The organism is Acidovorax sp. IB03, assembly GCF_016406015.1.
Lineage (GTDB): Bacteria > Pseudomonadota > Gammaproteobacteria > Burkholderiales > Burkholderiaceae_C > Acidovorax > Acidovorax temperans.
Genome location: NZ_JAEFCH010000003.1, coordinates 138,249 through 157,781, shown reverse-complemented (window position 1 = coordinate 157,781; position 19,533 = coordinate 138,249). Strand labels below are relative to the sequence as shown.

General features: G+C 61.6%; 24 protein-coding genes, 1 tRNA gene and 1 pseudogene. 6 read left to right on the top strand and 20 right to left on the bottom strand.

All coding sequences use genetic code 11. The features are described from left to right. Positions 1 to 3: 3 nt before the first annotated feature. Positions 4 to 1,791 carry a lipid A export permease/ATP-binding protein MsbA gene (msbA, locus tag IHV84_RS02905; protein ID WP_198845733.1) on the bottom strand — a complete coding sequence of 596 codons (1,788 nt, stop codon included), beginning with the start codon at positions 1,789 to 1,791 and terminating at the stop codon, positions 4 to 6. Positions 1,792 to 2,083: 292 nt separating this feature from the next. On the opposite strand from msbA, the gene tolB reads away from it, so the two are divergent. From tolB to IHV84_RS02875, 6 genes are all read left to right on the top strand, one after another. Beyond that, positions 2,084 to 3,403, top strand: a complete 1,320-nt coding sequence (gene tolB / locus IHV84_RS02900) for a Tol-Pal system beta propeller repeat protein TolB (RefSeq protein WP_198845732.1) — start codon at positions 2,084 to 2,086, stop codon at positions 3,401 to 3,403. A gap of 44 nt (positions 3,404 to 3,447) precedes the next feature. Beyond that, positions 3,448 to 3,987 carry a peptidoglycan-associated lipoprotein Pal gene (pal, locus tag IHV84_RS02895; protein WP_044394630.1) on the top strand — a complete coding sequence of 180 codons (540 nt, stop codon included), beginning with the start codon at positions 3,448 to 3,450 and terminating at the stop codon, positions 3,985 to 3,987. Further along, the gene (ybgF, locus tag IHV84_RS02890; RefSeq protein WP_198845731.1) at positions 3,987 to 4,769 is read left to right on the top strand and encodes a tol-pal system protein YbgF; all 783 of its coding nucleotides are present in this window, start codon (positions 3,987 to 3,989) and stop codon (positions 4,767 to 4,769) included. The genes pal and ybgF overlap by 1 nt, the downstream gene beginning before the upstream one ends. 11 nt (positions 4,770 to 4,780) lie before the next feature. Next, positions 4,781 to 5,584 (top strand): ThiF family adenylyltransferase, encoded by an 804-nt coding sequence (locus IHV84_RS02885; protein ID WP_233099677.1) that lies wholly within the window; start codon positions 4,781 to 4,783, stop codon positions 5,582 to 5,584. Between the two features lie 54 nt (positions 5,585 to 5,638). Further along, positions 5,639 to 5,714 (top strand) — tRNA-Lys (locus IHV84_RS02880). Positions 5,715 to 5,860: 146 nt separating this feature from the next. Beyond that, entirely contained in the window at positions 5,861 to 7,078 is a 1,218-nt protein-coding gene (locus tag IHV84_RS02875; RefSeq protein ID WP_198845729.1) for a site-specific integrase, read from the top strand. On the opposite strand, the gene IHV84_RS02870 is transcribed toward IHV84_RS02875, so the two are convergent. From IHV84_RS02870 to IHV84_RS02785, 19 genes and pseudogenes are all read right to left on the bottom strand, one after another. Beyond that, positions 7,056 to 7,355 (bottom strand): helix-turn-helix domain-containing protein, encoded by a 300-nt coding sequence (locus IHV84_RS02870; RefSeq protein ID WP_198845728.1) that lies wholly within the window; start codon positions 7,353 to 7,355, stop codon positions 7,056 to 7,058. The two genes, IHV84_RS02875 and IHV84_RS02870, sit on opposite strands and share 23 nt — an antisense overlap. Beyond that, complete coding sequence (locus IHV84_RS02865) at positions 7,352 to 7,675, bottom strand: hypothetical protein (protein ID WP_198845727.1); 324 nt, start codon at positions 7,673 to 7,675, stop codon at positions 7,352 to 7,354. Before IHV84_RS02865 ends, IHV84_RS02870 begins: the two co-directional genes overlap by 4 nt. After that, positions 7,672 to 8,184 carry a class I SAM-dependent methyltransferase gene (locus IHV84_RS02860; protein WP_198845726.1) on the bottom strand — a complete coding sequence of 171 codons (513 nt, stop codon included), beginning with the start codon at positions 8,182 to 8,184 and terminating at the stop codon, positions 7,672 to 7,674. The genes IHV84_RS02865 and IHV84_RS02860 overlap by 4 nt, the downstream gene beginning before the upstream one ends. Before the next feature lie 196 nt (positions 8,185 to 8,380). Next, entirely contained in the window at positions 8,381 to 9,376 is a 996-nt protein-coding gene (locus IHV84_RS02855) for a phage Gp37/Gp68 family protein (protein WP_198845725.1), read from the bottom strand. Between the two features lie 101 nt (positions 9,377 to 9,477). Beyond that, a complete protein-coding gene (locus IHV84_RS02850) occupies positions 9,478 to 9,735 on the bottom strand; it encodes a hypothetical protein (protein ID WP_198845724.1) in 258 nt (85 codons plus the stop codon). Then, positions 9,722 to 10,060 (bottom strand): hypothetical protein, encoded by a 339-nt coding sequence (locus tag IHV84_RS02845; RefSeq protein ID WP_198845723.1) that lies wholly within the window; start codon positions 10,058 to 10,060, stop codon positions 9,722 to 9,724. Before IHV84_RS02845 ends, IHV84_RS02850 begins: the two co-directional genes overlap by 14 nt. Beyond that, entirely contained in the window at positions 10,057 to 10,224 is a 168-nt protein-coding gene (locus tag IHV84_RS02840; protein WP_198845722.1) for a hypothetical protein, read from the bottom strand. The genes IHV84_RS02845 and IHV84_RS02840 overlap by 4 nt, the downstream gene beginning before the upstream one ends. Further along, entirely contained in the window at positions 10,221 to 11,465 is a 1,245-nt protein-coding gene (locus tag IHV84_RS02835; protein WP_198845721.1) for a DUF551 domain-containing protein, read from the bottom strand. The genes IHV84_RS02840 and IHV84_RS02835 overlap by 4 nt, the downstream gene beginning before the upstream one ends. 279 nt (positions 11,466 to 11,744) lie before the next feature. After that, positions 11,745 to 12,278, bottom strand: coding sequence for a hypothetical protein (locus tag IHV84_RS02830; RefSeq protein ID WP_198845720.1), 534 nt, complete (start codon positions 12,276 to 12,278; stop codon positions 11,745 to 11,747). A gap of 76 nt (positions 12,279 to 12,354) precedes the next feature. After that, a complete protein-coding gene (locus IHV84_RS02825) occupies positions 12,355 to 12,939 on the bottom strand; it encodes a hypothetical protein (RefSeq protein WP_198845719.1) in 585 nt (194 codons plus the stop codon). Positions 12,940 to 12,995: 56 nt separating this feature from the next. After that, the gene (locus tag IHV84_RS02820; RefSeq protein WP_198845718.1) at positions 12,996 to 13,349 is read right to left on the bottom strand and encodes a helix-turn-helix domain-containing protein; all 354 of its coding nucleotides are present in this window, start codon (positions 13,347 to 13,349) and stop codon (positions 12,996 to 12,998) included. A 58-nt stretch (positions 13,350 to 13,407) separates the two neighbouring features. Then, positions 13,408 to 13,566 carry a DNA translocase FtsK gene (locus IHV84_RS20265; RefSeq protein ID WP_370541170.1) on the bottom strand — a complete coding sequence of 53 codons (159 nt, stop codon included), beginning with the start codon at positions 13,564 to 13,566 and terminating at the stop codon, positions 13,408 to 13,410. A gap of 87 nt (positions 13,567 to 13,653) precedes the next feature. Further along, positions 13,654 to 14,566, bottom strand: a pseudogene (locus tag IHV84_RS02815) (recombination-associated protein RdgC); the annotation flags it as partial. 56 nt (positions 14,567 to 14,622) lie between these two features. Next, positions 14,623 to 16,404 (bottom strand): YqaJ viral recombinase family protein, encoded by a 1,782-nt coding sequence (locus IHV84_RS02810; protein WP_198845717.1) that lies wholly within the window; start codon positions 16,402 to 16,404, stop codon positions 14,623 to 14,625. A gap of 10 nt (positions 16,405 to 16,414) precedes the next feature. After that, entirely contained in the window at positions 16,415 to 17,503 is a 1,089-nt protein-coding gene (locus IHV84_RS02805; protein ID WP_198845716.1) for a RecT family recombinase, read from the bottom strand. A gap of 293 nt (positions 17,504 to 17,796) precedes the next feature. Then, entirely contained in the window at positions 17,797 to 18,084 is a 288-nt protein-coding gene (locus IHV84_RS02800) for a hypothetical protein (protein WP_198845715.1), read from the bottom strand. Continuing rightward, the gene (locus IHV84_RS02795) at positions 18,081 to 18,479 is read right to left on the bottom strand and encodes a hypothetical protein (protein ID WP_198845714.1); all 399 of its coding nucleotides are present in this window, start codon (positions 18,477 to 18,479) and stop codon (positions 18,081 to 18,083) included. The genes IHV84_RS02800 and IHV84_RS02795 overlap by 4 nt, the downstream gene beginning before the upstream one ends. Then, positions 18,476 to 18,673 carry a hypothetical protein gene (locus IHV84_RS02790; RefSeq protein ID WP_198845713.1) on the bottom strand — a complete coding sequence of 66 codons (198 nt, stop codon included), beginning with the start codon at positions 18,671 to 18,673 and terminating at the stop codon, positions 18,476 to 18,478. The genes IHV84_RS02795 and IHV84_RS02790 overlap by 4 nt, the downstream gene beginning before the upstream one ends. Beyond that, positions 18,657 to 19,112, bottom strand: a complete 456-nt coding sequence (locus IHV84_RS02785) for a hypothetical protein (RefSeq protein WP_198845712.1) — start codon at positions 19,110 to 19,112, stop codon at positions 18,657 to 18,659. Before IHV84_RS02785 ends, IHV84_RS02790 begins: the two co-directional genes overlap by 17 nt. Positions 19,113 to 19,533 lie beyond the last annotated feature (421 nt).

The window sequence follows — 19,533 nt, the reverse complement described above, 5'->3', positions numbered from 1 at the left end:
CCATCAAAGCTCTGCGGGCGTGCCCGTACGGCTTTGCAAGCGGGCGTAGAGGCCACCCGAAGCCATCAGTTGCGCGTGGGTGCCTTGCTCCACGATGGCCCCGCGCTCCATGACGACCACGCGATCGGCATGCTCAATGGTCGAGAGGCGGTGGGCAATTACCAGCGTGGTTCTTCCTTGCATCAGCCGCTGCAAGGCGTCTTGAACCAGGCGCTCGGATTCGGTGTCGAGCGCTGAAGTCGCTTCGTCCAGTATCAGGATGGGAGCGTTTTTATACAGCGCACGGGCAATGGCCAAACGTTGCCGTTGCCCCCCAGACAGTTGCGCTGCATTGTGGCCTGCCACGGTATGAATGCCCTGAGGTAGCGCCGCAATGTGCTCGGCCAGATTGGCTGCCGCCAGACACTCGTGCACCCGCTTTTCATCCATGGCGCTGCCCAGCGCCACATTGGCCGCGATGGTGTCGTTGAACATCACCACGTCCTGGCTCACCATGGCAAATTGGCTGCGCAGGGAGGCCAGGTTCCAGGTGCTCAGCTCATGCCCGTCGAGCGTGATCTGGCCCTGGCTGCTGTTGACGAAACGTGGCAGCAGGTTGACCAGAGTTGTCTTGCCTGCGCCCGAGGGGCCCACCAGCGCCACGATCTCGCCCGGTGCCACACGCAGGCTGACGTTGTTGAGCGCTGGCGCCTGTTCTGCGCCGAAAGAGACGCTGACCTGGTTCAGCACAATCTCTCCCCGCACCCGGTCGGCAGTGTGCGTGCCTTCCGATTCTGCCCCGGTGTCACCCAATAGCGATAAACCTCGTTCCAGCGCAGCAACGCCACGCGTGATGGGGTTGGCCACATCAGCCAGCCGGCGGATGGGGGCAATCAGCATCAACATCGCGGTGATGAACGAGACAAACCCGCCGACCGTGACGTCTTTGGAGTCCACCACCCCACGGCTTTGCCACAGGGCAATGCAGATCACCACAGACAAGGCTGCGGCGGCCAACAATTGGGTCAGCGGCGTCATGGCAGCTGAGGCGATGGTGGATTTGATCGCCAGGCGTCGCAGGCTCTGGCTCAGCGCGCCGAAACGGCTTGCCTGGCTTTGCTGGGCACCGTGCAGGCGCACCATGCGGTGGGCCAGTACGTTTTCTTCCACCACGTAGGCGAGTTCATCGGTGGCTTGCTGGCTGAATTTGGTGAGCTTGTACAGACGGTGTGACAAGGTTTTCATGATCCAGGCCACGCCCGGCACTACCACGGCCACGATCAGCGTCAGTTGCCAGTTCAGGTACAGCAGGTATCCCAGCAGGGCAATCAATGTGAAGCCATCCCGAGAGAGGCCCAGAAGCGCTTGCACCAGCAGGTTGGATCCGTTCTGCACCTCGTACACCACCGTGTTCGAAAGCGCACTGGCCGATTGGCGGCCAAACAGGCCCATTTCTGCTGCCAGCACACGCTCAAACAGAGCCTTGCGCAACAGGAGCATGCCCTCGTTGGCAATCTTGGCCAGCGCGTATTGGCCTATGAATTGAGCCAGGCCCCGGATCAGGAAGACCCCCATGATGGCCAGAGGAACCGTCCACACCTGCAGGGTGCCTTGGGTGAATCCCTTGTCCAGCAACGGCTGCAAGAGGGCAGGAATCATGGGCTCGGTCACAGCGCCGACCAAGGTCGCGGCAATCGCCAAGCCCCATGCAAGCCGCTGGTGCCCGAAGTAGACCGCCAGCCGGGCCAGTCTGGTCATCAAGGGAAGGCTGGAGGTGGCGCGCTGCTCGCCTTGCGATTCATTTGCTTGCATGTGACGCGGATTCTACGGTTGCGGCATTGCACTTCGGGTTGAAGTGGGCGGGGCAGAGCAACAACTGCGTGCGCCAAAGTTGCATGCACGCTTGGACTACGCGTTGTTGGCAGGTTCTCTGGCCCCGTTCACGCCGGAAGACGCGTGGAATCCATGGGTGCCTGAAAGTCGCAAAAAATGCCTTTCCCTGTAAGGGATGCCGAACAGTTTGTCACAGGGGGTGCTTTCCAGTGTGTAACATTGAAGGTTGTCTTCCGCCAGACTGCGATAGTTCGGCTATTTCTGAACGCCAATGACCATCGAACACCACTCACACCAAATTCTCGCTGCGGCCAAGCCGCTCCATCACCGCCGAAATGTGCTGGCTGCCTTGGCCGCGACCTCGGTAGCGCCGGCCATGGCGCAGTTTCGTGTCGAAGTCACCGGCGTGGGCTTGACGCAATTGCCGATTGCCATCGCTCCGTTTCGTGGCGATGCCCAGGCTCCCCAGAAGATTGCTGCAATTGTTCAGGCAGACTTGGAGCGCAGTGGTCAGTTTCGCTCCATCGATGCTTCTGGCGCTGCGCTGGACGAATCGTCCCGCCCTGACGTGGCAATGTGGCGGCAAAAAAGCGCCGATTCTCTGGCTACCGGCAGCATCACCCGTATTGCCGATGGCCGGTATGACGTGCGCTTCAGGCTCTGGGACGTGGTTCGGGGTCAGGATTTGGGTGGGCAAAGCTTTGTCGTGACCCAAGGCGATCTGCGCTTGGTGGCGCACCGTATCGCCGACTTCATTTACGAAAAGCTCACGGGCGAGCGAGGCGTGTTTTCCACGCGCATCACTTACGTGACCAAGACCGGTTCTCGCTACAGCCTCTGGGTGGCGGATGCGGATGGTGAGAACGCCCAGTCCGCGCTGTCCAGCCCCGAGCCCATCATCTCGCCTGCGTGGTCTCCGAGCGGCGGGCAGATCGCTTACGTGTCTTTCGAATCGCGCAAGCCCGTGGTGTATGTGCACGATGTGGCCACGGGGCGTCGCCGTTTGATTGCGAATTTCCGCGGCTCCAACAGTGCTCCTGCCTGGGCTCCAGATGGCCGCACTTTGGCGGTCACCCTCAGCCGTGACGGCGGCTCGCAGCTCTACACCATTGACGCCAATGGAGGAGAGCCACGTCGTCTTATGCAAAGTTCTGGCATTGACACGGAGCCGGTGTTTTCGAGCGATGGTCGCACGATTTACTTCGTGAGCGATCGTGGTGGCGCTCCCCAGATTTATCGGGTTCCCGTTGGCGGCGGTAGTGCTGAGCGAGTGACCTTCTCTGGAAATTACAACATTTCCCCCAGCATCAGCCCCGATGGCAAGTGGCTTGCCTTCATCTCTCGGGTGGGCGGGGCCTTCAAGCTGCACGTCATGGATCTCGCTTCCGGCGCAGTCAATGCCATTACAGACACGACAGCGGATGAGAATCCGAGCTTTGCACCCAACAGCCGACTGCTGGTGTACGCGACTCAGCAGCAGGGGCGTGAGGCTCTGATGACGACAACGCTGGACGGAAAAATCAAGGCACGCCTGGCAGGACAAGCAGGGGACATTCGCGAGCCTGACTGGGGCTCGTTTCAAAAACAATGAACTTTTGACTCTTTTTAGCAATCCGTAATTTCTGGAGATTTTTGATGATCAAACACGCAACCCTTGCCCTTTCCCTCGTCGCACTTCTTGCCGCAGGCTGCAGCTCTGGCGTCAAGCTCGACGATGTGCCTGTCGAAGACAAAACAGGCTCTACCTCTACCACTGGTAGCGGTGCCAACTCTGGTAACACCAGCCAAAGCGGCGTGGCCGGGGTAGATCTGGGCCAGTCGGCTCGCGATGCTGCTGGCCCGGTGGGCGTGAGCCGCATCGTGTACTTTGACTACGACAGCTATGTCATCAAGCCAGAATTCCAATCTTTGATTGAGGCACATGCCCGCTTCATCAAAGCTGGCGGTAACCGCAAACTGATGGTGGAAGGCCACACCGATGAGCGCGGTGGCCGCGAATACAACCTGGCTCTGGGCCAAAAGCGTGCAGAAGCCGTTCGTCGTGCTCTGGCATTGCTGGGCGTGTCGGATGCACAGGTGGAAGCTGTGAGCTTCGGCAAGGAAAAGCCTGCTGCCCAAGGTGGCACGGAAGAAGTGCACGCGAAAAATCGCCGTGCTGAACTGTCGTACCGCTAATGCGCACCGGTGTGATCGCCAAACCCGTGAAATCCCTGCTGGCCCTTGTGCTGGCGGGGCTTTTTGCTTCGGCCAGCAACGCAGCCATTTTTGAAGACGGTGAGGCACGTCGTGCCATCCTGGAGCTTCGCCAGCGTGTGGATTCCATGCAGGCTGCCCAGCAAAAGGCAGCGGACGAGCACCGCCAAGACACCGAGCAACTTCGCCGCATCCTGCTGGATCTGCAAAACCAGATCGAGGTGCTGCGGGTGGAGCAGGCGAAATTGCGCGGCCAAAATGAGCAGCTCATCAGGGACGTTGCGGACCTGCAGCGCCGTCAAAAAGACATCGCCCAAGGGGTGGACGAAAGGCTGAGCAAGTTCGAGCCGGTCAAGGTGACGCTGGACGGACAGGAGTTCCAGGCGGACCCTGCTGAAAAGCGTGATTTCGAAGCCGCCCTGGCAGTCTTCCGTTCTGGCAAGTTTGCCGAGGCCAACACGGCTTTCGCATCCTTCGTGCGTCAATACCCCCGAAGCGGTTATGGCCCATCTGCCCGTTTTTGGTTGGGTAATGCGCAGTATGCGCAGCGCGAGTACAAAGAAGCGATTGGCAATTTCAAGCAGTTGCTTTCGGATGCGCCTTCGCACGCACGTGCACCCGAGGCGGCTCTCTCGATCGCCAATTGCCAGTTGGAACTCAAAGACAACCGTGCAGCCCGAAAAACGCTGGAAGATTTGGTGCGCGTTTACCCGCAATCTGAAGCCGCCGCCGCTGCCAAAGAACGACTTGCGCGCTTGAAGTGACATCCAATTCTTTGTCTGCGTCAAATACCGCCGAAGTCACGCAGCTGCCGGACGAAGTGACCCAGCGCCGATTCGGCGGTCTGGAGCGGCTGTACGGAGTGGGCGGGGCTCAGCGCATCCGTGATGCTCATGTCGTTGTCGTGGGTGTGGGCGGGGTCGGTTCCTGGACGGCCGAGGCCTTGGCCCGCAGTGGTGTCGGCCAACTGACCTTGGTGGACTTGGACCATGTGGCTGAGTCCAACATCAACCGCCAAATCCATGCGGTGTCCACCACGGTGGGTCAAGCCAAGGTGCTTGCCATGCGTGACCGGATCGCGCTGATCAATCCAGGTTGCGTGGTTCATTGCATCGAAGACTTTGTCGAGCCTGAGAACTGGCCGGAGCTGCTCGGCGGCGTGAAAGTGTCTGCAGTGGTGGATGCCTGCGATCAAGTGCGAGCGAAGACAGCCATGGCTGCATGGGCCCTCGCCAACAAGCAGTTGTTGATTTCGGTAGGTGCCGCAGGGGGCAAGCGCCAAGCCCACAAGGTGGATATCGATGACCTGTCTGCCACGACGCATGACCCTCTGTTGGCGCAGCTTCGTTACCGCCTCAGAAAACACCACCGTGCTGCACGAGACGGTAAAAAAATCGGTGTCTCCTGCGTTTTTAGCCGTGAGTCCGTGGCGCCGCCCGACGCTTCATGTGCGCTGGAAAGTGGGGGTGACGGATCGCTCAACTGCCATGGCTATGGATCGGTGGTGGCGGTGACGGCGACTTTTGGCCAATGTGCGGCCGGCTGGGTGCTCGACAAAATTGCCGGGGTTTCTTCTTAGTCCTGAAATTCAGGCTATAATTTGAGTCTTTACAGAAATGTAAATAGACAGGTTGGGACGTTAGCTCAGTTGGTAGAGCAGCGGACTTTTAATCCGTTGGTCACAAGTTCGAATCTTGTACGTCCTACCACCCAACACCGCGTCAGATAAAGAAAGCCTGCTACTAAAACAGTAGCAGGCTTTTTTGTTTTTGGCCCAGAATAGGCTGGAAATCGGCAGTTGGCTACCCGGAAAAGGTAGCACGCTACCCGCTGCTACCCGCTACCATCACGCCCCATGGCAAGCATTCAACCGCGCGGGGGCAAGTTTCAGCTCCGAATCAAGAACAAGGTGCTGCCCAGGCCACTTTTTTACACCTTCGACACCATGGCAGAAGCTGAGGCGTTCAAGGCGCAAGTGGATGGGTTGTTGAAACAGGGCGTTGTGCCCCAGGTGCTGATGGACGAGGCGCAGGCCAAGCAGAAGCACGAAAAGGCTACCCAGAATTCACAGTTTCTCTCTGCCGTGGTGCAGGGCTATCTGAACCATGCGCCTGTGGCGCCCACTGAGGCTGAACTGTTGACCGTCATGCAGCGCGATGATCTGCAGGGCGTGACGGTGGCGGACATAACCTACCGGTGGGTGGAGGACTATGTTCGGAAACTGAAAACGGGTAGGGGGGATGTTCGTGGGGCGTTCGGGCGCAAGGTGGGGAACCTGGCGCCGGGCTCTATCCGCAAGAGGGTGGGCGCGTTGGCTCGGGTGATGGATTGGCATTGGCGGCGCACAGTGCCAGCCGGGGAGGGCGTGCCGCCCAATCCGCTGCGCCAGCTTCCCCGTGGCTACAGTGTTTATTCTGACAAGGACACGGCAGAGGCCGCGCGTGCGGGATTAGCCGCCAAGAAGGACACTACCCGAGAGCGCAGGCTTGCCCCGAGTGAAGAATCGCTACTGCTGCAGGCGCTGGATGGCATCAAGCTACCGGGCAAGTTGCGCGCCCTGGCGCCCGACCCCGAGGCAAAAATGTTCCTGCGGCTGGTGCTTGATACCGGCCTGCGCATGAAAGAGGCGTACACCCTGCGCGTGTCCCAAATTGACTTTGCCCGTGGCTTTATCAACGTGGAAGGCTCCAAGGGACACCGCGGGTCGGCCAAGCCGCGCACGGTGCCCCTGAAACCTGGCATTGCGGCCGTGCTGCGCGCCTGGTGCACGGGCCGCGTGGGCCTGGTGTTCAGCTACTGGGATGGCGACAAGGACACCATGAAGCGCACCACCAACCAGCTGACCTCACGGTTTCGCAGCCTGTTCCGCCATGTGGAGCTGCCCGACATGAAGGAGCACGACTTGCGCCACGAAGCCTGCTGCCGGTGGTTTGAGCTGCGCGGTAAGGATGGCCGGTGGGTGTTTTCCGATGTGGAAATCTGCAAGATCATGGGCTGGAGCGACTACAGCATGGTGCTGCGCTATGCGTCGCTCCGTGGTGAAGACCTGTCTAGCCGACTGAGTGCAATGTAGGCAGCGTAGGTATATCCCGGCGCCGGCCGGGTTTGCGCTCTTTGGTGCTGGCCACGGCCTGCACTGCGCGCCTGGTTGACTTGCGGTGCAACTCCCCGGTGATGGCCAGGGTGTTGATGGCTTTCATGAAGGCTTCACGGGGAAACCGCCATTCGTGGCCCATGCGCAGGCCTGGAAGCACACGGTTGCGGGCATGCTCCTCGATGGTGGACGGTGAGCAGCCCATCATTTCGGCGGCTTCTTCGGTGGTGAAAATTTCCTTTTCTTTGGTGGTCATGGTGTCGTTCTCCGGTGTTCTTTCGCCAGCTTGCTGCTGGCCAGTGCGTAGTGCTTGCCGCCGAGGTGGACTGTTTCGGGTGCATGGCTTGGCTTCCAGGCGCAGAAGCCATCGGGGCCGATGACGGCACCCTGTCGGGCCCAGGCGGTGACCGCCTCCCAGAAAAGGGAGCGCGGGCCGGGCTGTGCCTCCAGCAGTTCGCCCTCTGCGTCCTGCGCTGCGGGGCCGCAGTAAGGGTGCATTTCAAAGCGCCACACCTTGCCCGTGGCGTCTCTGATCTTGCGGTCTGGGCCGCCGTAGCTGATGTGGATGATCTTCATGTGGCCACCTTGCAAGGCTTCATGAACACCAACCAGTGCGTGAGGCCTCCGCGTCCACTGACTTGGCCGAACAGTGGTTTCTCAGGTGTCAGGGCCAGCACCTCACGGAGCTTCACCTGTGTCTCGTTCCACTTGAAGACCAGCACTCCCTCGGGCTCCAGCACACGGAAGCACTCGGTAAACCCCTGGCGCAGGTCATCGCGCCAGTCCTGGCCCAGCTTCCCGTATTTCGCGGCCAGCCAGCTGCGCGGGCCAGCGCGCACGACATGCGGTGGATCGAACGCAACCAGCTTGAAACTACAGTCGGGGTAGGGCAGGGCCCGGAAGTCCAGCAGCACATCGGGCTCGATGGTCAGCGTGCGCGTGCCGTCCTCGCGGTGAGAACGGTCTGTAACTGTGAGGGTTTCGCTGCGGCGGTCGCCAAAGATTGCACGCGGGTCTGCTTTGTCAAACCACATCATCCGACTGCCGCAGCACGGGTCCAGGACGTGGACAGTTTCTTGGGTCATGGTTTCCTCCCCTGGCGCTTCCTCAGCCAAGTGAAATGCGGCGGATCACCCGCCTGGTTGTACTGGGCCCAGAGCTGCGCCCCCTCGGGGCAGCGCTGCTGGGTGTTTGGGCTTGTGCCTGACGCGCGGCATTGGGGGCAGGCTGCGTGGTGCTGCTGGTAGGCCCTGTCGGCGGCGGGCCAGTCGGGCGTGGTAGTCATGGGGCCGGGAAGCCGTCCAAGGTGCGGCCATCCAGCAGACGGCCTGCGGCCTTCTTGCCAACCCGGAAGACTTCTGGTCGTAGCGATGCCAGTTCAACGCCGTTTTGCAGTGGCCCTGGACATTCATGGCGCGGCACACCACCGTCGCGTCGGTCCTGCTCAAACCATCCGCAGTGTGCGATGCCGGTTCGTTCGATGGAGTCGGGTTCTCCCCATTCGCCCCACTGTTTGAACAGGAACGGCACACCGGCTGCCTCGCACTGGTCGCGCAGGCTGCGGGCCCAGTCGGGGTGCATGGGGCGTGCACCTGGGCCGCTTTCGCCGCCGACGATCACCCAGTCCAGTGCTGGAACGTCATCGGTTGGCGCGCCTTCGTCATCCACGCAATCGGTCGTGCCTTTGAGGGGATAGATTTCGGCATCGCCGCCGAAAACCTCAATGTGCGTCAAGTCCACCGGGCCCAGCAGCGGCTCCATGCTCAGGAACCGCACGCGCGCTGGCACGTCTAGCAGCTTTGGAATATCGCGGTCGGCCTCGACCTGGTTGACGATGGTGGCGCCGATCCAGACGTTGGGGTAGTGCTTGTCGAAGTCGAACGGCACGGGCAGCATGTTGCCCACGTTGCCGATGCGCTTGGTCAGCAGCAGCCAGTCAAGATTGGGCGTGGCGGCGATCAGCTCGAACAGGTCTGCGCGCCACTGCGGGTCCACCGCGTTGTCGAACACGTCTGCGAGCGATGCGCAGAACACCCGCTGGCGGCGGCCATGCTGGGCCATGAAAGCGTCGGCCTGTGCGTTCCAGCGCAGCGGCATCTTCCAGTTGGCGTCCTTGGTCCGCACTCGCTCATTGCCCGGCCCCCAAACGGCCACGCCCATGCGCTTGTCCATGAGGTTTTCGGCGTAGCAGTGATCGCACCCAGGGCCCACCTTGGTGCAGCCAATCCAGGGGTTGAAAGTGTGGTCAGTCCATTCGATCTTGGTGTTTTCGGCCATGGTGGCTCCAGAAATGAAAAACCCCGCTCAGTGGCGGGGCTGTGGATCGTCAAATTCAGGGATGGGCGCTCGCTTGTCGCGGCGCGTGCGGGATCGGCGGCTCATGTCTTTTCTCCCAGCCTTGTGCGGGCTGCGGTGATGGCTGCCTGTGCCTTGCTTAGCGCGGCCTTGCTGTCGTACTCGGACTCTGCTGTGTTGCGAACATACTCCAGCACTTCCAGCATCTGCCCAATCAGCGCGTCGTCCTGCTTGCGCACTTCAGCCTCGATGGCGCGGGCAAAGTTGTGAAGCCTGCCGTATGTCGCCACCGGGTCAACGTGCTGCTGTATCGCCAGGTCAATTTGCTCAGGTGTCAGCATTCACCGCCTCCTTTCCTTTGATGCGCAACGTCTTGCCGCAGCAGTGGCAAAAGTTCATGTTGTTTTCCTTCGGGCCACCATCGTCAAACCTCCACGCTTTACCGCAGGAGGTATCCCAGTAGCCGTCATCGTCGTTGTGCGTCCACTCGCATGTCAGCGGCTCCCGCGCAACCGGCTGTGGTGAGCCCCACTTAGCTAGCACGGCGCGGGCAAACGCAACTTCACCTTCGACCCAGACGTCGCCAGCTCCTGTGAATTGCGCGAACGCTTTGAGGTTTTCAGCGGCCAGCGCCTCAATCTCAGCATCGCTCGGCGTGTTGGTCATGGTGTGTCTCCCTTGGTGAACTTCCGGATGGCTGCATCTTCATGGCGCTGGTACAGAAAACAGCCAGTGCTCCAGCCGGATGATGCAGCGCTCCACAAATAGCCCGCCACAGCGGAAGGCCAGCCGATGAAAGTGACGGCAAGGATGTTGAACACATACTTCATGCCTTGCCTCCCTGTGCGGCTATGGCTGCGCACTCATCGCACGGGGGGCGATGGTGACAATCAGGCGCTGGCTGGGGTGCGGCTACATAACCGTCAATGCCATAGGTCCCAGCAATGACCAGGGCATGCCGCCCTTTGGGCAACTGCTGCAGAGCATCTTCCGAGAGTTCTGACCCCAAGTCCAGGTAACCGCCTGCACCGACATCCAGATATGCGACCACATCCCCCGCTTGCTGGGTGGCTGGTGCTGGCTGCTCGGTGCGGAGTGCGGCAATCGCTGCATCAGAGCAGTCACGTCCGAAGGCGAGCATCTGAGCGCCGCTGTACGCGTCCCAGTCAAGACCGACGGTTCCAGCGGGCGCTTCCGGCTTCGGGCGTTGTGGTAGCAGCAAGAAGAATCCATCGGCTGCGCCTTGCTGGGCCACTGGCTGGGGTGCTGCGCCGATCAGTCGGTTTAACTCGCCAGTGACCTGCTTTACAAGTCCGGCAGGTTCTCCAAAATAGCTGTCGTTGTGGCTCATGCAATGCAGCCACTGTGTCAGTTTTCGAGCGTGATGCCCCCACGCTGGCGCTACCTTGGGGGCGGCTTGCTGCTCTGCTGGCGCAGCCACGTCGTCTGGCGGAGATGGCAGCGGCATCCAATGAGTCAAGTATGTCAGTTCGCTAGCCTCGTTCCACTCGGACGCCTCGATCCAGGAGCCTCGGAACCATTGCGCAACGCATGCGTGCCGACCTTCACTGTAAAGCCCGTAGTTGTGCCCCGTCGCCACAAAACGCGATCCGTCTTTAGGGGCGGTGGATATATCTCTCCACACATGGAAGCCTCCCGACGTTTCCTTTGTGGCTTGCTGCTCTGCTGGGGGTGTGGGGGATTCTGATGTGATAGCCGCGCCCTTTGCCGAACCGGGAAATTCCCGGTTTGGGTGTGATAAAGGTCTGCTCTGCTGGGGGGCGGGTGATGCAATCTGTGTACGATACCAGCGTATCAGTTCAAGGTCGTACCCTGCTGTTCCTGGGCTGTAGTCAATGCAGCCCGTGCGATTCAAAATCGCTTCGTCGCTCAGCACGGAAGGCGCTGCGCTGAGTGCCCGCACCCCGCTCAATGCTTCGATCACAGCATTGCGCGCAGCCTCTGTCTTGGCGTTGTAGATACCGCCGCAGCGGTGACGTGTCTCTGCGTAGGCGTCGATCAGATCAATTAACGCCTCGGGCACTTGCCCGTGTGGGGTGGGGTTTGTCATGATGGGTCTTTCTGGATTGCCGCCATTGCTTTTAGGCAGCGCTTGCAGTTGACGTAGTTCACATCACGCTCTTGGGGCGACCCGTCAAGCGTGAATAGCTGGACGGGTTGGCGGCATGCCGTTTGCGATCCGTCGCCTTCTGTGTAGTGCCACTTTGTCCAATCTGGAGAAAACATGCGCTCAAGCATTCGCGTCGCCCATCGGATCGCACGGGGGCCATCCTCTTCTTCCGAGCGGTAGCCCCGTGTCCAGTTGTCGTCTGTGCAGATGCGTGGCCGCTCACCCATGCTCCACCCCCTCGGCTGATGTGGGAGGGAGCGGCATCCATGCGCGCGGCGTTTCGGTCACGCGCCAGTGGTTGTCCTCGCACTGGTTCCACTCGTACCAGCCCTCGGGCGCGTAGTACATATCGTCTTCCTCGACGTATTCGCCCCAGTCGGTGTCGTCATCGGCTGCCTGTACGGTGTGCTTTGCCGCCCACATCGCGCGGATCGGGTACTTCTTGCCAATGTCCAGCAGCACGGGCATGCCTGGCTCTGGCAGTTGCCAGGGTAGCTTTGTCCACCCTTCCGCTTGTGCTGTAGGTGGGGCGGCAATGCCCATCAGCGGGCCGCTCACCCCGCCTGCGCCCACGGCTGCCTCCCAATCCTCCAGCGCTTGGGCTGCGGCCAGGTGTTCGTCGTAGGCGGCCTTGGCGTCTGTCTCGTTCTCCCAGCCTTCGCTGTTGTTGTAGGCGTGCGCCTGGCGCAGCTCCTCCGCAGCTTCGCGCAGCAGGCGGGCGGCGTGGGTGATGGGGTCTTGTTTATCGGTCATGGGTAATTCCAGGTAAAACGCCGCCAGCGCTTTGCATATAAGCGCTAGCAGCTATGTTTTTTATAGCACTTCCGGCTCAGCACCGGTATGAGCCTTCAATGATCTTGTAGCCCTTGCGCTTGCACATATCGCTGGCGTAGTCGAACGCTGCGCGCATTTCTGCCCGCGACGTGTGCCCCGCGAACAATTCGGCTTCGTCGTACCCGGTGCGGAAGGCCCACAACTCCGGGCCTTTGAACCCGATGCGCCGGGTGTCCACGTAGCGCCGCCACACATTCACCAGAGCGCGTCGCGCCCGGCAGATCAGCCGCAGGGTGTTTTGCCGAAGTTCCTGGTAGGCAACACTCCCCCTGGCCAAGCGTTTGATGCGCTGCACCGCTACGTAGAGCAGATGGCCCAACCAAGAATGGATAAGGCTCAGGTGTTCCTCCGTACCCTTCCCGCTGAGCAGGGCATGCTGCTGCTCACGCATGAACAGGGTTGCTGATATGTCCTGGCGGGCCTTGTAAGAGGCGTGTTCGTTGATTGCCCTGGTGGTGGCTTGGATGCGAGAAAGCTCCCCCATCACTTTGCGCGTGAAGCCGCCCAGTCTGGACTTCGTGAATGCCCGGTAGCAGGACTGTTTCACCGCAGCGCGGGCAGCTTGGTTGCCTGGGCTCACGCGCCAGAAGTACAGGCGCAGCTTGCAAACAGAGTGCAGCTGCAAGAATTGGCCCCTCACGCCCGCCCCCGGTAGCTCAATTCGCGCGGCACGTAGGGTGCACGCTGGGCGGCATTGCAAAACCGCCCGTAGCTCGATGGCAGTTCAATGCGTGTGACGGCGGCCTGGCTGGCGTCCACTGGTGCGTCGGCTTTCAGCGTTAGCCCTTTTTTCTTGCGGTTGACCATCGACACGCTGGCCGGTTTTGCGGGTGCGGACGACTTGCGCTTCAGCACCACGGTGATGACGCGGTGCACCGTTGACTTGGGCCTTTCCAGCTTTCTGGCGATGGCGCTCAGGCCAAGCCCTTGCTCTGCCAGTTCTCTAATTTGCTCGATGACCTCGGGCGGGGTGGCGTATCCATTTGGCATGGGGTGGGTAATAAAAAAGCCCGCGAGGTGGCGGGCTGGGTTGTTTCAGGGGCTTGGCTTATGAGAGCACCATGCGGCGCCCGTCAGCACTCATGGCGCTCACAACCCCGGCCTTCTCCATCTCCTCAAGAAGACAGGCGGCGCGGTTGTAGCCAATGCGCAGTACCCGCTGCACCAGGGAAATGCTGGCCTTGTTCTGGGCACGAACGGTTTTCACAGCTTCGTCGTACAGGGGGTCAGGGCCTTCCCCGAGCCAGCTGGAAGTGGTCCCAGAAGTAATGGCTTCCACAACCGCCTCGCCTTTCGCCTGCACGGCCTGAGCAACGCAGCTTTGCGCCTCGCCACCCAGGGCTTCGATCAGGTCAGGGATCAGCTTGCGCAGCTCGCCGGTGGCGATGGCCACGTCTGTGTCGAAACCGCCGTCGTCGGCCTTGGTGCCTTCAAACACCGAGTCCAGGAACGCCACCTTCTTGATCTGCAGCCCCTCGGTGAGCACGAACGAAACCCGGTCGTCCCAGGTCAGGGCCAGCTTGGTGGGCAGTTTGCCCTGCTGGATGTGCTGCTGCACCTCGGCAATGTCCAGGGGGTGGCGGCCGTACTTCACCACGGCCTTGCTTTCGTCGGCGGCTTTCAGTTCGCACTCGCGGTCGATGGAGAAGCCTGCAGGCGGCTCCTGCGTGGCCAGCCAGTGCGCCATGGACGCTTGCGGGCTGGCCTTCATGTTCAGAAGCGACACCGACAGGCCGGGCAGCGAATCCACCAGCATGCTCACCACCTCGTCGGCGCGGGCCTGGCTGGTCGTGTCCAGCACCAGCAGGCGCTCGGTAGGGTCGATCCAAACCCACATGCTGGCCTGCTTGGTGAAGGCCATGGGCAGCAAGTCCAGCATGGCCTCGTCTTTCAGCTCCTTGGATTCATTGCGCCCAGGCTTGCGGCCGGTTTCCTGCTCAATGCGGGCGGCCTTCTCTGCCACCTTGCGGGCCAGCACGCTGGCGGGCACGGCCTTGGTTTCTGTCATCAGGCTGGCGATCCACTGGCCGCCGATGCTCTCCACCAGGGCGCCATGGGCTTCGCCGCGCGGCGGCACCCACCCGGCTGACTTCTGTTGCGTGGCCCCGCACTCAATGAACGGGGACTTGGCAAGGGCTGCCTCAATGGCGGCCAGGTCAGCGGGCCACAGGGGGGGAGATTCGGTAGGCGATCAGGCTTTTGAACATGGGGACTCCAAGAAAAAAGCCACCGCGGTGGGTGGCTTGGGGTTGGGGTGGGTGGGTCAGGCGGCAACCACAGCCAGATCCCGCAGGAACTGCGCCTTGGCTTCTAGCGCCTGGGCCGCGATGGCTTCACAGATGGCCGGGAAGTCATCGTCGTGGTACAGCGGGGCAGCGCGTTCGCGGCCAGCGGGTTCAAAACCCAGGGCGCGCAGGTCTTCGGCTGTCACGCTCATGTGCTGCAGGCGCTCCTTGATGGTGCCGATGCGCAGGGTTGGCGTGCCTGTGCGCTCTGCTGGAGCTGGCGCGGCGCGCATGGGCACCACGTTGGCGGGGGCGGGCTCAGAAACTACGATGCGTCGATGCGCGCGGGCAAAGTTCTCCCTGCCTTCCTGCTCGTGCAGCGCTTGCGCTGCTGGCGACAACTCTTGGCCTTCGGGGTTCTGCTTTGCCAAAGCCAGTTCAGCCTGCGCAGCGGCGCGTGCGTCAGCCTCTGCTTTGGCCTGCGCCTCGCGCTGCAGCTTCAACGCTTCCTCCTGGCGGATGCGCTCGCGCTCTGCTTCCAGGCGCTGCTGCTCTGCTGCCTTGCGGGTTGCGATGATGGCGGCCAGGTCATCGGGCGCTTTCAGCACCAGGGTTGCGGCATCGGGCACCACCAGGCCGCTGGCTTCCAGCGTCTTGACGTTGGCATGGATGCGGGTGGCGATGTTGCTGGCTTCGATCTTGGCTCGGGCCAGCTCGTCGTTCACTGCGCTGCGCAGGCTTTCAACCGTTCGCTTGCCTTTGATGGCCCCGGCGAAGTCGGCGGGCACCTGGGGCATGTAGTCTGCGGGCATGGCCGCGTTCAGCTGGGCAATGTGCTCGCGCAGTGCGGTGATGCCACCGGCCACGATTTCGCCCCGGATTTCTTCCTTGCGGGCCTTCACCAGCTTGTCCAGCTCCAGCCGCGTGCGGCGGGCCTCGGCGCTGATGTCGTCAATGGTCTTGAAAAGCGCGTCAATGGTGGCTGTTTGCGAAAGGGCATGCTCTTTGGCGGCGGCCAGGCGGCTTTCCACGTCGGCGCACCACTTCACCGTGCTCTCGGCCGTCGCAAAGTCCTGGTCGGTGGTGAGGGTGCGGTTGATGCCCTTGAACACCTCCAGCGCGTGGGCCTTGAATTCGGGCAGGTTGCTGGCCGTCACGGCTCCGGTCACTTGGATCAGCAGTGCGGGCAGGTTGTCGGGGGTCTTGCCAACTACGGGCGCGGGTTTTGCCTCGGGTGGAGTCCAGGCGGCAAGGTCGGCGGCAAACTGCTTCCAGCCTGCAATCAGCTGGGCGCGGCGCTCGGGCTTGGATTCGTACCAAAGCGGGTGCGTGCCCTCCGGCGTGCCGTCGCTGGTGGTGAACAGGGCGCGCGATGCGCCGCTGACCAGTAATTGGTGCTCCAGCTGCAGCCAGTAGTGCGGCTCCAGGTCGCCTGCCTGCACTTGCTGCACCAGGGACTGGTTCAGCAGCTTGTTTTCCCAGATCAGGTCGTCCAGCACATCGATGCCGTCAAAGCTGGCCAGCAGCGGCAGGCCATCCACCTCGCGTGTGGCCACCACAGGGAAGAACTCTGTACCGGCAATGCCCTCGGCAATCGGGCGGGCCAGTGCCTCGGCTTCGTGCCCCGCATCGAAAATGCGCTGCTTGGCTGGACTGACTTCTTCGGTCAGGCCTGTGGCCTTCTGGCGCAGCAGTTCGTCGCGGGTGGTGTATTTGGACATTCCAAGGGCTGCGGCTGCTTCCGAGGCGCAGAAGTGTTTGGCTCGTGCGGCCAGCCAGGCGGCTGAACCTTGGGGGGCGTTTTCAAGTGGGGTGTACATGTTGTTCCTCTCAGGCGCTTTCCAGCGCGAACTGGCGTTCTTCAAAATAGGCGGTCAGGCGTGCGCGTCCTTCTGCATCGGTGACTTCGCCAATCAGGTCGGCCGCGGCATAGAGCGCGTCCAGGTCTTTGGCATCGCGCAGGCGCTTTTCCAGGTCCTGGGCTGTTGGCGCTACCGGGTCGGCTTCAGCCTTGGGCTGCACATCGGTGACTTGCTGGCTTGGCGGCTTGGCGGCCGCCTTCTCTGCTTCTGTGAGTGGTGCGCGAATGGCGGCCTCCTGCTCGGCTGTCACCGTCCCCTTGGTTTTGATCTTGCCCACCACACCGTCTGCCGTGGCCTTGCCTGCGGCGATGGCTTTGCGCCAGCTGGGCAGCAGGTCGGCAAATTGCTCTGCGGTGTAGGCGGGCTGAGGCGCTGCGGGGGGCGTCAGATCCTCGGCCATGCCCATGAACTTCTCGCCGGGTTCTGCCAGCTCGTCTGGGGTGTAAACACCCAGGATCACATCGGGGGCGTACAAGCGCGCCCACTTCTTCTGCGCCAGGTACGCCAGCTGCTGCTTCGGGTCATCTGCCCACTGGGTGGAGTTGCGCACGCGCGCCTGGGCCAGCAGAAGATCCAGTACACGGGGTTCGGCTTCGCCTTTCAAAGTGGCCCACACACGGATGCCGCACCCTTCTTCGTCGCTCATTCCCCAGCCAGGAACGCGGTACTCGCCCTTTTCGCCTCGCTTGATAACAAACTTCCCAATGACCTTCTCCCAGGGGCCGTACCACTCAAAGTGAAAACGATCCTTCACCGCCTTGGATGTGTTGACGACGGCTGCTACCAGCTGCCCCTCGTAGCCCAGCGTGCCATTGACTAGGTGGGTTTTCTGGGCCACGGCGATGGGGTTCATGCCCCATTGCATCGACTGGAGCACCACAGCAAAGCAATCGCCTCGGCTGCCCCGCAGGTGCTGCGGGATGGTTGTTTTACCGCTGGCCATCAGGTCTGCAATTCGCTCCAGGCGCTCCAGGCTGTTGTTGTCCATGAGCAGGGCATAGCTGCTGGCGCTGCTGGTGGCCAGGGCTGTGTTTTCGGTCTGTGTCAGTGCATTCATAAAAACCTCAATTGGTGGTTGTTTCGGATGGTCTTGACGGGCTGTTTGAGCCCGGTGTTCTGCCATACGTGCCAAAACCCGCAATGGGCGCAGCGGTAGGGTGCGAGTGGCTTTTCGGTGCGCTGCCTGGCGCGTTTGCTGGCGGCTTTGGCCGTCGCCAGCGTGTGCTGAACTTTTCCGGTTGGGCAGTTCATGTCACCCGCCCGATACAACCCACGCCATGCGCAGTGAGCGGATGGGCTTGTGGCACTGGCGATAGATGCGATATAGCGCGGCGAAGTCTTTTAGGCGGCTCATTTCCACGCCTCCTTCGCCGCCTGGTGAATCGCATCGGCCAAATCCGCCTGCATCGCGGCATACGTGTCCACATCGCTTGTGCAGCCGCTGAAAACCAGCACTGCCAGCACTGCGGGAACGATCAGCCAGCCGTGGCGGCAGAAGGCCCACAGTGCGCGCTTGTGCATTGGTGTCTTGTAGACCTCAATTGCCACGGCCATCTGAGCAGCGGTCTTGCCAAAGCCGGGGCAGGTGCGGGCGTAGGTGCTGGTGTTGTCGTCCAGGTATGAGGGGGCGCGTGTCATGGGGTGTCTCCTGTTGCTTTGGCAATGGCTGCGCGGCCAGTCTGCAGGGCCGCAGCGTGCGAGCGGTAGGTCGCAGCTGTTCTTTCGTAGTGCTCCTGCAGGTAGCGCAGCGCGCGAGCCAGCGTGCAGGCCCTGGCCTCGTGCAGCCATGGCGCACGGGTGCCGTAGCCCGAAGAACGAGCCTCATATGTCACCACTCCGCCAGCCTCTCGGCGCGTGACTTCAAGTGTCGAAAGCCGGTTGCTGCCGCTGGACTGGATGCCTGTGGCCGCCAGCACCTCGGGCAAATCTTCTGCCAACTTGGACGGCAGACGAGACTTGAGCGGCTTGTGCACCGTCCACGAGTAGCCCGGCATGATCTTCACCAGCTCGGCGCGAAATTCGTTTCTGCTCACGACCACACCCCCATGCGCGCGTTGTGCTGGACCTGATCCTGCAGTGCGCGATGGGCGCGGCCACTTTCGCGGTGCTGCTGGTAGTCCAGGTCTGCGGCCACGCGCTGCGCCTCTGCAGGCGGTGTGCCGGGTTCGATCAGCGGCCAGTGCCCGCGCAGGGCTTCCAACATCACAGGATTAACGTGCTCGTTCATACGGGCCACCTCTTTTTTGAACTGGTGTTTTCAGAATTTGCTGATCTGTCCACCCACGCTTCCATCGCGTGGACAGGGTGATTGGGCTTATGCCGATTACTTCTGCCCACTCCGCAAGTGGTTTGGTCACGCCATCTAGCGTCAGGCGGATGGTGTTGCGCCTGTTCCTCTGCTGCTCTTTGGGTGTCGCCCAACGGCAGTTCTCTGGCGCGTATGGCCCGTTGTTGTCTATGCGATCAAGAGACATGCCGTCCGGTGGGTCGCCCATGTCTGCATAAAAGGCCTCAAAAGAGGTACGCCATCGCTCGCAGACAAAAATCCCGCGTGTCCCGTACCGCTGAAACGTCTTGCCGCCTGGGCTGTGGCAGCGTTTCCGCATCGAAGACCAGATTTCATAAACGCGGGTTTTGGCCATGCCGTGCTTTGTCTTTGCAGCCATTTGGTGCTCTCCAGAAAATGAGTGAAATCAGGTCGCAGCGCTTGTTGAATAAGCGCGAGTAGCTATCAAAGTAATAGCGGTGCAGGCGTAAAAAAGCCCACCGAGGTGGGCAAACCCCTGCGCATGGCAGGAGGGGAGGGGATGGGGTGATGGCGGCCCGCTCCTGTCTCGGGCTTCTACAGGCTCTCATTCGCCATCACATCAGCCAGCGACATCCTCCCGCTTGGCCGCACCCGTCGAAGTGCTGCGCTTGGTTCGGAAAGCCTTTCGGCGCGCAGTCGATCAAGCTGCGCACGCTGGCTGATGTGATGGCCCTCTTGCGAGGGCATCCCGGCATCTGGTAGCCGCTTCGCTGCATCCACATGCAGCACCGTCCCGTGGTGTCAGCCCCTTGCGGGGTTCCCTACCCGTTTACCGCGCT